This is a genomic window from Haloferax mediterranei ATCC 33500, from assembly GCF_000306765.2.
GTDB classification, from domain to species: domain Archaea; phylum Halobacteriota; class Halobacteria; order Halobacteriales; family Haloferacaceae; genus Haloferax; species Haloferax mediterranei.
The window spans coordinates 2,272,267-2,284,541 of the sequence record NC_017941.2 but is presented as its reverse complement, the minus strand read 5'-3'; the positions used below and the strand labels follow the sequence as shown (position 1 = coordinate 2,284,541).

At 62.0% G+C, this 12,275-nt stretch carries 12 protein-coding genes; 7 read left to right on the top strand and 5 right to left on the bottom strand.

The features are described from left to right. Positions 1–276: 276 nt before the first annotated feature. A complete protein-coding gene (locus HFX_RS20505) occupies positions 277–405 on the top strand; it encodes a hypothetical protein (RefSeq protein WP_004059773.1) in 129 nt (42 codons plus the stop codon). Positions 406–571: 166 nt separating this feature from the next. Here HFX_RS20505 and HFX_RS11690 read toward each other — a convergent pair whose 3' ends face one another. After that, positions 572–1,789 (bottom strand): GNAT family N-acetyltransferase, encoded by a 1,218-nt coding sequence (locus HFX_RS11690; protein WP_004059774.1) that lies wholly within the window; start codon positions 1,787–1,789, stop codon positions 572–574. A gap of 129 nt (positions 1,790–1,918) precedes the next feature. Here HFX_RS11690 and HFX_RS11685 point away from each other — a divergent pair, with 129 nt between their 5' ends. The 3 genes from HFX_RS11685 (at position 1,919) to HFX_RS11675 (ending at position 3,155) form a co-directional block, all read left to right on the top strand. Further along, on the top strand, positions 1,919–2,149 hold the full coding sequence (locus tag HFX_RS11685; RefSeq protein WP_004059775.1) for a hypothetical protein: 231 nt from the start codon (positions 1,919–1,921) through the stop codon (positions 2,147–2,149). Positions 2,150–2,285: 136 nt separating this feature from the next. Further along, entirely contained in the window at positions 2,286–2,537 is a 252-nt protein-coding gene (locus HFX_RS11680; RefSeq protein ID WP_004059776.1) for a hypothetical protein, read from the top strand. An 87-nt stretch (positions 2,538–2,624) separates the two neighbouring features. Beyond that, entirely contained in the window at positions 2,625–3,155 is a 531-nt protein-coding gene (locus HFX_RS11675; RefSeq protein WP_004059777.1) for a DUF5815 family protein, read from the top strand. A gap of 99 nt (positions 3,156–3,254) precedes the next feature. Here the strand turns inward: HFX_RS11675 and HFX_RS11670 are convergent, their stop codons facing one another. Beyond that, complete coding sequence (locus HFX_RS11670) at positions 3,255–4,277, bottom strand: S66 family peptidase (RefSeq protein WP_004059778.1); 1,023 nt, start codon at positions 4,275–4,277, stop codon at positions 3,255–3,257. Positions 4,278–4,442: 165 nt separating this feature from the next. Between HFX_RS11670 and carB the strand changes: the two genes are divergently transcribed. Then, complete coding sequence (carB, locus tag HFX_RS11665) at positions 4,443–7,691, top strand: carbamoyl-phosphate synthase large subunit (RefSeq protein WP_004059779.1); 3,249 nt, start codon at positions 4,443–4,445, stop codon at positions 7,689–7,691. Positions 7,692–7,859: 168 nt separating this feature from the next. Next, entirely contained in the window at positions 7,860–8,606 is a 747-nt protein-coding gene (locus tag HFX_RS11660) for an SDR family oxidoreductase (protein WP_004059780.1), read from the top strand. 48 nt (positions 8,607–8,654) lie between these two features. On the opposite strand, the gene HFX_RS11655 is transcribed toward HFX_RS11660, so the two are convergent. Continuing rightward, on the bottom strand, positions 8,655–9,476 hold the full coding sequence (locus HFX_RS11655) for an NAD(+)/NADH kinase (protein WP_004059781.1): 822 nt from the start codon (positions 9,474–9,476) through the stop codon (positions 8,655–8,657). 141 nt (positions 9,477–9,617) lie between these two features. Here HFX_RS11655 and HFX_RS11650 point away from each other — a divergent pair, with 141 nt between their 5' ends. Then, positions 9,618–10,853 carry a KaiC domain-containing protein gene (locus HFX_RS11650; RefSeq protein ID WP_004059782.1) on the top strand — a complete coding sequence of 412 codons (1,236 nt, stop codon included), beginning with the start codon at positions 9,618–9,620 and terminating at the stop codon, positions 10,851–10,853. 143 nt (positions 10,854–10,996) lie between these two features. Here the strand turns inward: HFX_RS11650 and HFX_RS11645 are convergent, their stop codons facing one another. Together HFX_RS11645 and HFX_RS11640 are read right to left on the bottom strand one after the other, a co-directional pair. Then, the gene (locus HFX_RS11645) at positions 10,997–11,668 is read right to left on the bottom strand and encodes a nitroreductase family protein (protein WP_004059783.1); all 672 of its coding nucleotides are present in this window, start codon (positions 11,666–11,668) and stop codon (positions 10,997–10,999) included. Positions 11,669–11,816: 148 nt separating this feature from the next. Further along, positions 11,817–12,242 (bottom strand): universal stress protein, encoded by a 426-nt coding sequence (locus HFX_RS11640; RefSeq protein WP_004059784.1) that lies wholly within the window; start codon positions 12,240–12,242, stop codon positions 11,817–11,819. Positions 12,243–12,275: the final 33 nt, after the last annotated feature.

Below are 12,275 nucleotides of genomic sequence, written 5' to 3'. Positions count from 1 at the left end.
CGGTGTCATATCCCTCTGGTATCGCTCTGTAGGGCGTTGAGCGCGTTGTACTCCGCTTGTAGTTCGAAGGAGGCGATGTTCGGCGGGGAATTCGAGCAATCACAAAGAAAGTTGCCAAATAGAATACTTCGACTGTCTCGAATGCCTAACTGTGGAAAGCGAAGCAGGTACTCGCTGTCGGCCGATTATTCGCTATTCGACCGACACACCCTGAACAAATTTACTCAGTTCTGTATCCCAGTAGTATTAAAGTCACACACGACATACGTGCTGGTGATGCCAACCATCGACGTCTCCGAACACCTGTACCGTCAGCTCCAGTCCGCCGCGGATGGCGACGACCTCGACGCGGCGATGTGGAAGATGGTCGGTCGCTACCAGCGTGGTAACACGCCCGGCGACTAAGCAGGATTCGGGAGTCCTCCCCCGGCCCGACCGCCCGTGCGGTCAATATCAACCTCGCTCGCCGCAGGACCTCTTTCGCGGCGAGTCTGTTTTTACGCTCGGAGCGACTGCGCTGTGCAGACGCTTCGGAGACGGTCCGTTTTCACGACTCTCCCGAACTGATGCGTTAGAAACCTTCTCGGAGGAAGACGTCCCGCTCGGTGAAGACCGCTCTGAGTGTGTCGGCTGCGTCCGCATCAGCGACTGATAGGGCCTCGGTCCGAACCAACTCGTCGACTGACTGTGCGCCGACGAGTAGTTGTGAAAGCGCGCCGATTTCGACTGCCACGTCCGAGTCGACATTGGTCGCTTCGACGGTTGCCGATCCTGCTTCGACGACGAGACGGAACGCGCCATCGTTCCACTCGCAGCGGTCGTCGGCCACATCGATAACGAGGTCACAGGTTGCGTCCTCCGGCAGCGACACGGCTTCAAGCGCCGCCGAAACATCCGTGATTCGGACCATCGGTCCCGGCTGAATCTCGACTGTCGCCGCCCGCGGGTCGGTCAGGTCGTCGATGAGGCGGGTGGACTCGTGCTCGCGTTTGAAGAAGACCTCGTCAACCTGCGAATCGTGGTCACGGAGGAACCGAAGCAGGTGGCTTCGTGCGTCGGCGTCGACGCCGACGAGTTCGTAAACGGTGAGCGTCCGGGAGTCGAAGTCACCGTCCACCGTGTAGACGACGTAGCCGCGGAGGTCGCCATCTCGTTCCCACCCGTACACGTAGGGGTCGGAGTCCCACCTGCGGAAGAGACGGTGTCGAATCCATCCTTCGGTTCGGTCGAGCGCGAGGTCTTCGGTCGCGGCAGTGGCGTAGATAGATTCGGTCCGGTCCCAGTCGTCGGCGTCGAGGCGCACGAATTCGCCGTCCGGTTCGGGGACGGCCGCCGAGAGTTCGTCCGGCGGGACGGTCGTCTGCGCGTAGTTGTTCGTCGTCGCCCACCCGAATCGGCGGTAGAACTCGTACTTGAACGGCCACAGCGCCGAGAGATAGCGACCGCTATCGCGGAACTCGACGAGAAGTTCGTCGAGCATCGCGGCAATGTGTCCCTGTCGGCGCGCTTCCGGCGGCGATGCGACCGCCGAGATGCCGGGAAGTGGGTGCCACTCGTCGCGGACGCGCGCCGTGAAGTCGTAGAAGGCGCAGACGGTCACGAGGTCTGCTGAGTCGAGGTCCGCCGCTGGTGTGTCGGGTGGTGCGTCGTAGAACCCTCTGGGGTGGTATATCTCGGGGTCGGGAATGCGGTTATCGTCCCAGTTAGGGCCTTCTTGCGGACGGAAGGCGTAATTGAGAAATTCGCCGTACGTCTCGCGGTGTTCTTCGGGAAGGAAACGAAGATGCATAATCGCGGTGCGTCGGCGGGTGGTATATGCTTTGGGTGGCTCTCGACCGCAGTCGGGCGATTCCGGTTGTCTGGGTGACGTCCTCAACGAACCGTACGATTCACGTCCCCACGGCCCTGACACCAGTACATGAGCGAGACGCAGGAGTCGTTTTTCACGCGAGGGAACCTCTTTCTCATCGCCGTCGTGACGCTCGGGGTCATTCTCCCGGGCGTCGCGCGCTGGTATCTCGGGAACGCGGGCTACACGAACCTCGGGATGATTGTGTTCGCCCTCGGCTACGCTGGAATGGTGTTCATCGTCTGGTTCGGCTGGATTCGACCGCTCGACATCACCGGTCCAAAAGAGCAGAATCCCTGACGACCTGATGGCGACGTAATTCCGTGCCGAGACCACTCCAACCGGGAATGCCCCTATATGATGGGTCGTGGACACGCGTCTCCAGCGAGAATAACGGAACTTTGATAGTCGATTCGAACCGACCGAGAAAACAAGAATGCTTCCCCTTCAGCTCATAGACACCTTCCTGCTCGACTACAACATCGGGCAGGCGCTGTTGCTCGTGTTCATTCTGTCGACGGTCGGAGCACTGCCGCTGAAGTCCCGTCGTATCATCGGTATCAACACCGTCATCTTCGGGCTCATCTTCCTGTTGACGCCGGTGACGCTGGCCAAGCCGCACTACCTCTTTTTCGGCGTCACGCTGCTCATCGTCGGTCCCATCCTCTACGTTACGGGCCGCCGCTGACCGACGCATCGACACCGACCGACCAATTCTCCGCCGCCGATTCGGAAGAACGCGACGTTTAAACGGCGAGAACCGCAACCCACGGGTATGTCTGAACCGCGCGTTCCCGGCGGTCGCGGGGCCGTCTTGGAGTTGCCCTGTGGCGAAGAAAAGCGCGTCCGGGAACTCGACTTGGGCAAACGAGAGTTCGACTGCCCCTGTGGCGACACGCACGCCGTCGTCATGGACGCGCACCCACCGGACCGATTCATTCCCGAATTCCTCGTCGAAATCCTTCAGGAGACGATTGAAACGACGAGCGAGGATATGCCCGAGTTCGGCACGGCGCACCTCATGGGAATCGTCCTCGAAGAGTTCCCCGAAGCCGTCATCTCCGAAGATGTCTCCGATGACGGCGAAGTCGGCGCGGGCATCGTCTGGGTGACCGACTTCGATTCTCGAAGGCTCCACGAGATTATCGTCGAACTCGTCGTCGAACTCATGGAACACGCCGTGAGCCACGCCGACGACGACAGCGTCGTCTCCGAGTTCGAATCGAAGATGCTCGAGTTCGACGTGAGCGAGTTCGTCGAACAGTACCGCGCCCAGCGCGACCTCGACCCAGAACCGTACATGTGACGCGTAGATGCGCGCGGTCATCCCCCGCGTGACGCACGCGTCTCTGTTCGAGTGATGTGCGCGTCTCTGTTCGAGTGATGTGCGCGCGCCTCTGTTTTGCTACTCGATTCGAATCCGACCCACAGTCGGGTCCAGCGTCGCCTTCGCGCCCAATGGAAGCGGGACGTTCGGGTCTGCGTGGCCGAATTCGACGTCGAACACCGCCGTCGCGTCGGGGTTGTACTCGCCGAGAACCGACAGCACTTCTTCGCGGAGTTGCTCGCCGTAGTCCGCGGGTGGCTCCCACTCTAACCCCGGTGAGTGCGTTCGGGGTCGTCCCATCACGAGACCGTCGAACCGTTCGAGGAGACCGCGCTCGCCCATCGCCCGAAGCGTGTAGCGGATCTCACGGGGGAGTGGGACGTCCTCCGACGTTTCCAGTGCGAGAATCGCCCCATCGAGTTCGTCGAGGGAGGGGAGATAGTGGTCGGTCTGGAGGTGCCACTTCACGATGCTGAAATTGCCTCCCCAGAGCCGCCCAGTCACGCGCGCTTCACCGTGCCACGTCCGGCCCGGATTGTCACGCCACTCACGTGGCTCTCCAGTGTCGAAATCGAACCACTCGTCGGTCCACTCGGGAGTCGGTTCGACGACCCCGAGCGACCGCTGAAAGAATGCGCGATTCAGATACCGCTCGACGTAGGGGTGAATCTGAGAGTCAACCGTGAGCGTCGGGTGGAGCGTCGCGCCGTAGCTCACGATGCCGTGTTTCCACAGGTACAGTCGGAGATTGTCGTTGTCGCTGTAGCCGAAGAAGCGAGTCGGGGAGGCGGTCAGTCTGGTCGGGTCGAGATGGGGAAGCACGCGCAGTTGGTCGTCGCCGCCGGTGACAGCGATAACGCCGCGTATCGAGGGGTCTTCGAACGCCTCCATAATGTCTTCCGCGCGCGCCCGTGGATTATCTCGAAGCCACTCCCAGTCCTTTCGAGCCGACTCGAAGACGACCGGTTCGAGCGAAAACGTCTCTCGAAGCCGCGTACATGCCCGGTCGAGATGCGACTCGTCGATGGGACGCGACGGGGCGACGATAGCGATTTGGCTCTCGGTTTCGAGTGGTGGAGGGGTCGTGAACACGGGTGGCATGGGCGTAGTTCACGCAAATTCAGCAAAAGTTCTTCGCAACCCCCTGGAAAAGCCTTCCCCAGCCGTGACACCGGCGCTCGGCAAGTATTTCGAAATTCGCAATCGAGTTTCGGACCTCGTAATTTTTCGCCGGGCTTATTACGATGTGCGGATTGGATTACGACGATGACTGACGAGGACACCGCAACCGGGACTCAACCGGACGCAGAGGACCGGACGATTCTGCTCATCGGAAGTGGCCCAATCCAGATTGGACAGGCAGCGGAATTCGACTACTCGGGCGCGCAGGCCTGCCGCGCGCTCCGAGAAGAGGGTGCACGAGTTGTCCTCGTCAACTCGAATCCCGCGACGATTATGACGGACCCCGAGATGGCCGACAAGGTCTACATCGAACCTATCACGACCGACGCTATCTCGGAGATTATCGAACAGGAACGTCCCGATGGCGTCATCGCCGGACTGGGTGGCCAGACGGGGCTGAACGTCACGGCTGAACTGGCCGAGGAAGGCGTCCTCGACGAGTTCGACGTGGACATCATGGGGACGCCGCTGGACACTATCTACGCCACGGAGGACCGCGACCTCTTCCGCCAGCGGATGGAGAAAATCGGCCAGCCGGTTCCGCGTTCGACGACCATCTCGCTGGAGGACGACGAGAAGGTCTCCAACATCACCGAATCGGACCTCGAAGAACGCGTCGAAGCGGCCGTCGACGAAGTCGGTGGCCTGCCGGTCATCGCCCGCACGACCTACACGCTTGGCGGGTCCGGCTCCGGCGTCGTCCACGAGATGGATGAACTCGTCGCCCGCGTCCGCAAGGGGCTTCGTCTCTCTCGCAACAGCGAGGTGCTCATCACGGAGTCCATCTCCGGATGGGTCGAACTCGAATACGAAGTGATGCGCGACGCCGACGACTCGTGTATCATCATCTGCAACATGGAGAACATCGACCCGATGGGGATTCACACCGGCGAATCCACCGTCGTCACTCCATCGCAGGTCATTCCCGACGAGGGCCACCAGGAGATGCGTGACGCCGCGCTCGAAGTCATCCGCGAACTCGGAATCCAGGGTGGCTGTAACATCCAGTTCGCGTGGCATGACGACGGCACACCCGGCGGCGAATACCGCGTCGTCGAAGTGAACCCCCGCGTCTCTCGCTCCTCCGCGCTCGCCTCGAAGGCGACCGGGTACCCCATCGCCCGCGTGACCGCAAAGGTCGCACTCGGCAAGCGCCTCCACGAGATTACCAACGAGATTACGGGCGAGACCACCGCCGCCTTCGAACCGGCAATCGACTACGTCGTCACGAAGGTTCCCCGGTGGCCCAAGGACAAGTTCACCGACGTGGACTTCGAGCTTTCGACGGCGATGAAGTCCACGGGTGAGGCGATGGCCATCGGCCGGACGTTCGAAGAGTCGCTGTTGAAGGCGCTTCGCTCCTCCGAGTACGAACCCGCCGCCGATTGGGACGAGGTGTCCGACGACGAACTCGAATCGGAGTACCTCGTGAAGCCGACGCCGGACCGTCCGTACGCCATCTTCGAGGCGTTCGAGCGCGGGTACACTACTGAAGACGTGGTCGAACTCACGGGCATCAAAGAATGGTACGTCGAGCGCTTCGGACGCGTCGTCGAGTCCGTGGCCGCCGCCTCGGAGGGCGACTTCGCCGAGGCCGCCTCTGCTGGCCACACGAACGCCAGCATCGCTGCGACAACTGGAGCGACCGTTGACGAAGTCGAACAACAGGTTCCCGGACGCACGTACAAACAGGTCGACACCTGTGCTGGCGAGTTCGCCGCACAGACCCCGTATTACTACTCCGCGCGCCAGCCGGAATTCCTCCGCGGGCCGCTCAAGGGCGACGCCGCGGGCGACGAACTTCGCGTCGACCGTGACATCGAGAGCGTCGTGGTTGTCGGCGGTGGCCCCATCCGCATTGGACAGGGAGTCGAGTTCGACTACTGTTCTGTCCACGCTGTGCAGGCGCTCCGCGACATGGGCATCGACGCGCACGTCGTCAACAACAACCCCGAGACGGTCTCGACCGACTACGACACCTCCGACGGTCTCTTCTTCGAGCCGATTACGGCCGAAGAGGTCGCCGACGTTGTCGAGGCAATCGACGCCGACGGCGTGATGCTCCAGTTCGGTGGGCAGACCTCGGTCAACATCGGCCATCCGCTCGAATCCGAACTCAAGCGCCGCGGTCTCGACTGCGAGATTCTCGGTACGACCATCGACGCGATGGACCTCGCCGAGGACCGCGACCGCTTCAACCGCCTGATGGACGACCTCGGCATCCTGCAACCGGAAGGTGGCTCCGCGACGAGCGAGTCCGAAGCGCTCGACCTCGCCAACGACCTCGGCTACCCAGTTCTCGTCCGCCCGTCGTACGTGCTCGGCGGCCGCGCGATGGAAGTCGTCTACTCCGACGCGGAACTCAAAGAGTACATCGAGGAAGCAGTTCGCGTCTCGCCGGACAAACCAATCCTCATCGACGAGTTCCTCGCCGACGGCGTCGAACTCGACGTGGACGCCGTCTCCGACGGCGAAAACGTCCTCATCGGCGGGGTGATGGAACACGTCGAGGCTGCGGGTGTCCACTCCGGCGACTCCGCCTGTATGATTCCGCCGCGTTCGCTCGAGGAGGAGACGATGACCCGCGTGCGCGAGGTTACAGAGGACATTGCCAGCGCCCTCGGTACGGTCGGTCTCATGAACGTCCAATTGGCGGTCAAGGAGAAGGCAGACGGCTCGAACGACGTGTACGTCCTCGAAGCAAACCCGCGCTCGTCGCGCACTGTCCCGTTCGTTTCGAAGGCGACGGGCGTGCCGATTGCCAAACTCGCCGCGAAGGTCATGGCCGGCAACACGCTTTCCGACCTCGACGTGGACGAACAGATTCCCGAGCAGGTGTCGGTCAAGGAAGTCGTCCTTCCGTTCGACCGCCTGCCGGGTTCGGACCCGCGTCTCGGCCCGGAGATGAAGTCCACGGGTGAAGTCATGGGGACCGCGACCACCTTCGGCAAAGCCTACGAGAAGGCCCAAGCCGCGGCGAACGACCCTGTTCCGGAGGACGGAACCATCTTCGTCGACCTCGCCGACTCGGAGTTCCCCGACGCCGACAGCGAGGCCGGACAGGAGCTTCTCGATGGACTCGCCGAGTATTACGACGTACTCACGCCCGACGACGTGGACGACCTTCTTACGTCGCTCCGCGAGGGCGAACTCGAGTTCGTCGTCTCCCGCGACCGCGAGACACTCATCGACTGTGTCGAAGAGGAAGTTAGCTACTTCTCCACCTACGCCTCCGCGAAGGCTGCCCTCAAAGCACGCGGCGCAGCGGACGAAGACATCGACGTTCACCCCGTCTCCGAGCGTCCGCGCGTCGTCGCCGATTGGGGCAAGTAAGCTCGCGTTCTAGGTAGCTTCTAACCTCTCTCAACCACTCTCTGACCGTAATAGCGACATCTTCGAGCGGGGTGTGGTACACCGCTCGTTTTCTAGACGACACGACCTACCTCACAGGACTTTTGACGCGTTCACGAAGGTTATTGACTCTCGGACCCATGTGCGGATATGACACGGAAGCGCGGCCGCGTCCTCGTCGCCGGTGCGACGGGTCGGACGGGCCGACTCGTCCTCGATGCGCTGGCGGAAACGCCGTTCGTCGTCAGGGCGCTGACCCGCGACTCCAACGCGAAAGCGGACCTCCGAGCACGCGGTGCTGACGAGGTCGTCGTCGGTGACTTATTAGAACCCGGTGACGCCCGGCGGGCGGTCGCCGATGTCGATGCCGTGGTCTCGACCGTTGGCGTCGCCGCTGGACTCGACACGATTCGCGGCGACCTCGTGGATGGAGTTGGCATCGAAAACCTCGTCGATGCCGCAACTGCTTCCGGAACCCAGCGATTCGTTCTTATGTCCTCTATCGGCGTCGGCGACTCGAAAGATGGTCTCCCGCTGTCGTTGCGGGCTATTCTCACCGCCGCCGGCGTCCTCTCAGCGAAAGCGCAGAGCGAAACGCGACTTCGGAACGCGCCGCTCGACCATACGATTATCCGGCCGGGTGCGCTCACCGACGCCCCCGCAACTGGCGAGGTGCTCGTCGGTGAGGGTGGTGACTCGGTCTGCGGAAGCATCCCACGGGCCGACGTGGCGAACGTCCTCGTCCACTCGCTATTCACGAGAGAAACAGAAAAACGGACGTTCGAAATCGTCTCGCGACCGGGACTTCGCGGCCGAGCGGACCGCGTCGTCGACGTACAGTGGACACCGATTCCGCAGGACGAATCCCAAAGCGGCGAGCGCGAGCCAGCAGATTAGTTCTGCATTCGCACGTAGTTCCGAAACGCTCCGAAGCGACGACGCTGACTAGTCGAGTTTGCCGAGCGCCTCGAAGAAATCAGATGTCGGTCCGGCGAGTCGAACCGGCGAGTTAGACTGTTCGATGCGTACCTCGGTCGGCGGTGAAATCGGTTGTCGAATCCGACCGTCGCCGACGACAATTGCCGAGTCGGCGTCGGTAACGGTAACGGTCACCGTCGCATCCTGCGGGACGACGAGCGGCGGCATTCCCTCCTGCGGGGCCATCTCGGTAACGACGAGTCCGTCGACTCCCGGGTGGACGAGCGGGCCGCCCTCGCTGAGGTTGTAGGCTGTGCTGCCTGTAGGCGTCGTGACGAGGACGCCATCGGCGTTGCCACCTGAGTAGAGCGACCCATCGACGCGAATCTCTAATCCGGCACCGCCGCCGTGGCCTCGTCTCGGGCCGTGGACGACGACTTCGTTGACCGACGGTTCTATCTCCCAGTCGTCGCCGCGGGCGACGATTCGAGGGACTTCCCGAACCGACGAGGTACCGTCACGAAACGCGGCGACCTCCGATAACACTTCGTCGATGGCGTCGGCCGGCGAAACGGCGTTCAGGAACCCAACTTCGCCGAGATTCACGCCGAGGATTGGAACACCGTCCGCGCCTCTGGCGGCGTAGAGAAACGTGCCATCGCCACCGATACTCACCACGAGGTCGCACTCGTCGAACGCTTCCACGGGCAGACCGTCAACATCCAGTTCGTCGGCCGTCGCTCCATCGACGACCGCCTCGACGTCGACGCCCGAAAGCGCCTCACGTATGTCCGCTGCGAGGTATGCGGCCCGACTGTTGCCTTTCTGTGCGACGATACCGACTTTCATGCCCCGCGATTTGATGTCCCCGGGCAAAAGCCCACCGTCACGCTATTCCCCCACACGGGAAACGTTCATGACGCTTCCTTACGACCATGAGATGATGGCAGGCACGGACGCCAGCCACGCGGCCCTCTGGAGGTGGTCTCTATGAGCGAAGACGACGACTGGTTTGAGCGAGCACTCCGAGAGCGTGGCGATGGCGAGACCGATGGGGACGAGGAAGATACCGAATCAGAGGCGGCTACTGATTCAACGGCCGATGTGGGCAGCGACGACTCCGGAGCAGACTCGGGTAGCGACGGTTCTGAAGCCGACACTAACGACAGCGACGCCGACGTTCCGGATACCTCGCAGCGTGACGCCCCGGACAGCGACACGTTTTCCGACCAACCTCCCGCAGCCTTCCCGGCGGGTTCGTCAGACGACGCATCCGACCGAGATAACCTGGCAGACGCACCGGCAGACACAGCTGCGGACGCCCCGGCGGACTCACCGGACGATGTCGAAGACGACCCATTCTCGATGGACTTCGCCACGGCCTTCGAGAACGCGCCGATGCCGGAGGTGGACGACACGGAAGGTGGATTCGGTGGGCAGTCGTCCGGCGGCATGGGTGACGACTTCATGTTTGATGCGGGTGACCGACCTGACTCGCAGTCGTTCGACGACGAGGAGTTCGAATCCCAAATCGACCGTATCGACATCGGCATCGAGGGGCTCGACGACATGATTCTCGGTGGCGTCCCGAAGCGGTCGCTCATGGTCGCTATCGGGAGCGCCGGGACCGGGAAAACGACGTTCGGGCTCCAGTTCCTCTGGAAGACGCTCCGAGAAGGTGGCAGTGGCGTTTATATTACGCTCGAAGAAAGCCGCGAACGCATCCTCAACACCGCCGACGAGAAAGGCTGGGACTTCTCCGAACACGAGGCGGACGACCGACTGGCTATCGTCGACTTGGACCCCGTCGAGATGGCGAACAGTCTTTCGAGCATCCGAAACGACCTCCCGCGACTCATCGAGGATTTCGGCGCGGACCGACTCGTCCTCGACTCCGTGTCGCTCTTGGAGATGATGTACGACCGGCCGTCCAAGCGCCGCAGCGAGGTGTTCAACTTCACCCGGTCGCTGAAGGACGCGGGTGTGACGACGATGCTCACCTCCGAAGCGGACCAGACTAACCCCTACGTCTCTCGGCACGGCATCGTCGAGTACCTCTCTGACGCAGTGTTCGTCCTTCAATACGTCCGCCCCGACGACTTCCGCGAGACGCGCCTCGCAATCGAGATTCAGAAGATACGCGACGCCAACCACTCCCGTGAGACGAAGCCCTACGAACTCACGAGCGATGGAATCAGCGTCTACCGGCAGGCGAATATTTTCTAATCCGGCTCCGTTGGAATCCTCAAAATTTGATAAGAATCGCGTGCTGAATAATACTCTCGGCTACACCCGAACCTGCGGCCTCGGTAATTAACAAAAGCGAGAGAACGGGGGAAGTAGAACGTGTCCGAGGAGAAGAATCTCGCTCAGTCGTCGGCGGGTGCGGGGTCGGCCGTCTGCTCCGGCGCGAACGCCTCGTAGTGGACGACTTCGTCGACGGGACGGCGGTACTTCTTTTCGGCCTGCAGTTCGCCGGCGTCTTCGGCGGGGATGCCCATCGTCAGGAGCATCACGGGTTCGTACTGCTCGCCGTCGATGTCGAACGCTTCGAGGACCGCATCGGGGTCGAAGCCGCCGATTGGGCAGGTGCCGACACCCTCGTCCCACGCGGCGTTCATGAGAGACATCGCAACGAGCGACGTGGAGCGAACGGTCCAGACGCGACGCTCCTGTTCGGGGAGGTCAGCCATTCCGGCGATGCTTTCGAGGACGCCGTCGCGGGCGTCCTCGTTCGGGAGGTAGCCCTTCTCCAGCATGTCGTCGGCGACGGTCTGGGCATGCGCTTCCGGGTCCTTGTTGCCGAGGATAATGACCGATGCGGCGGCACCCGTAACGTGTTCCTGGTCGTAGGCGGCCTCGCGCAGAGCCTGCTTCGTCTCGTCTTCGCGCAGGACGACGAACTCCCACGGCTGGAGGTTGTAGCTCGACGGTGCCTGAATCGCGTTTTCGAATATCGTTTCGAGCGTCTCGTCGTCGAGCGGTTCGTCGGCGTACTCGTGGATAGAACGTCGGGTTGCAACGACTTCTTCGAAATCCATTGTTCCGTATAATGGTCGACACGACAATAGGGGGTCGGAATCCGGGTGAATCCGCCGATTCCAGTATGGTCGCAGTACTCATTCCATCGATTTTACCTGGTAACATCGATGTTACTTGGTGCGATGGTGGGCGTCACACGGAGTGCGGTCACCTGACGATAGTGACCGGGACGGGCGAACGACGGACGACCTCTTCGGCGACGCTCCCGAGGAGGATGCGCGAGACACCGGTTCGGCCGTGGCTTCCCATAACGACGTGGTCGAAGTCGGCGCCATCTGCTTCTAACACCTCCACGATAGCCTTTTCGGGGCTTCCGACTTCGGTGATGTCCGCGACTGGTCGTTCGATATCGACCTCGGATTTTACCTCGGCGAACGTCTCGTTCGCCTTCCGTTTTTCCTCTTGGTACCACTCTTCGGTCCCACTGAGGGCCCGCTCTCGGAAGTCTGCATCTGCGGGGTTGATGACTTTCAACAGCGTGATTCGGGCGTCCGGCCACTCCGAAGCGGCAAAACGTAGCGCAGCGACTGACTGCGGCGACCCATCGACGGGAACGAGAACGTGTTCGGCCATATCCCCATCTACTTGGTGCTGGGACAAAAACCC

Excerpts from the sequence above, each read along its gene's own strand:
- HFX_RS11670 (WP_004059778.1), bottom strand. The coding sequence starts at position 4,277 with ATGCCACCCGTGTTCACGACCCCTCCACCACTCGAAACCGAGAGCCAA.
- HFX_RS11660 (WP_004059780.1), top strand. The coding sequence starts at position 7,860 with ATGACACGGAAGCGCGGCCGCGTCCTCGTCGCCGGTGCGACGGGTCGG.
- HFX_RS11645 (WP_004059783.1), bottom strand. The coding sequence starts at position 11,668 with ATGGATTTCGAAGAAGTCGTTGCAACCCGACGTTCTATCCACGAGTAC.
- HFX_RS11685 (WP_004059775.1), top strand. The coding sequence starts at position 1,919 with ATGAGCGAGACGCAGGAGTCGTTTTTCACGCGAGGGAACCTCTTTCTC.
- HFX_RS11640 (WP_004059784.1), bottom strand. The coding sequence starts at position 12,242 with ATGGCCGAACACGTTCTCGTTCCCGTCGATGGGTCGCCGCAGTCAGTC.
- HFX_RS11690 (WP_004059774.1), bottom strand. The coding sequence starts at position 1,789 with ATGCATCTTCGTTTCCTTCCCGAAGAACACCGCGAGACGTACGGCGAA.
- HFX_RS11655 (WP_004059781.1), bottom strand. The coding sequence starts at position 9,476 with ATGAAAGTCGGTATCGTCGCACAGAAAGGCAACAGTCGGGCCGCATAC.
- HFX_RS11680 (WP_004059776.1), top strand. The coding sequence starts at position 2,286 with ATGCTTCCCCTTCAGCTCATAGACACCTTCCTGCTCGACTACAACATC.
- HFX_RS11675 (WP_004059777.1), top strand. The coding sequence starts at position 2,625 with ATGTCTGAACCGCGCGTTCCCGGCGGTCGCGGGGCCGTCTTGGAGTTG.
- HFX_RS20505 (WP_004059773.1), top strand. The coding sequence starts at position 277 with ATGCCAACCATCGACGTCTCCGAACACCTGTACCGTCAGCTCCAGTCC.
- HFX_RS11650 (WP_004059782.1), top strand. The coding sequence starts at position 9,618 with ATGAGCGAAGACGACGACTGGTTTGAGCGAGCACTCCGAGAGCGTGGC.
- carB (WP_004059779.1), top strand. The coding sequence starts at position 4,443 with ATGACTGACGAGGACACCGCAACCGGGACTCAACCGGACGCAGAGGAC.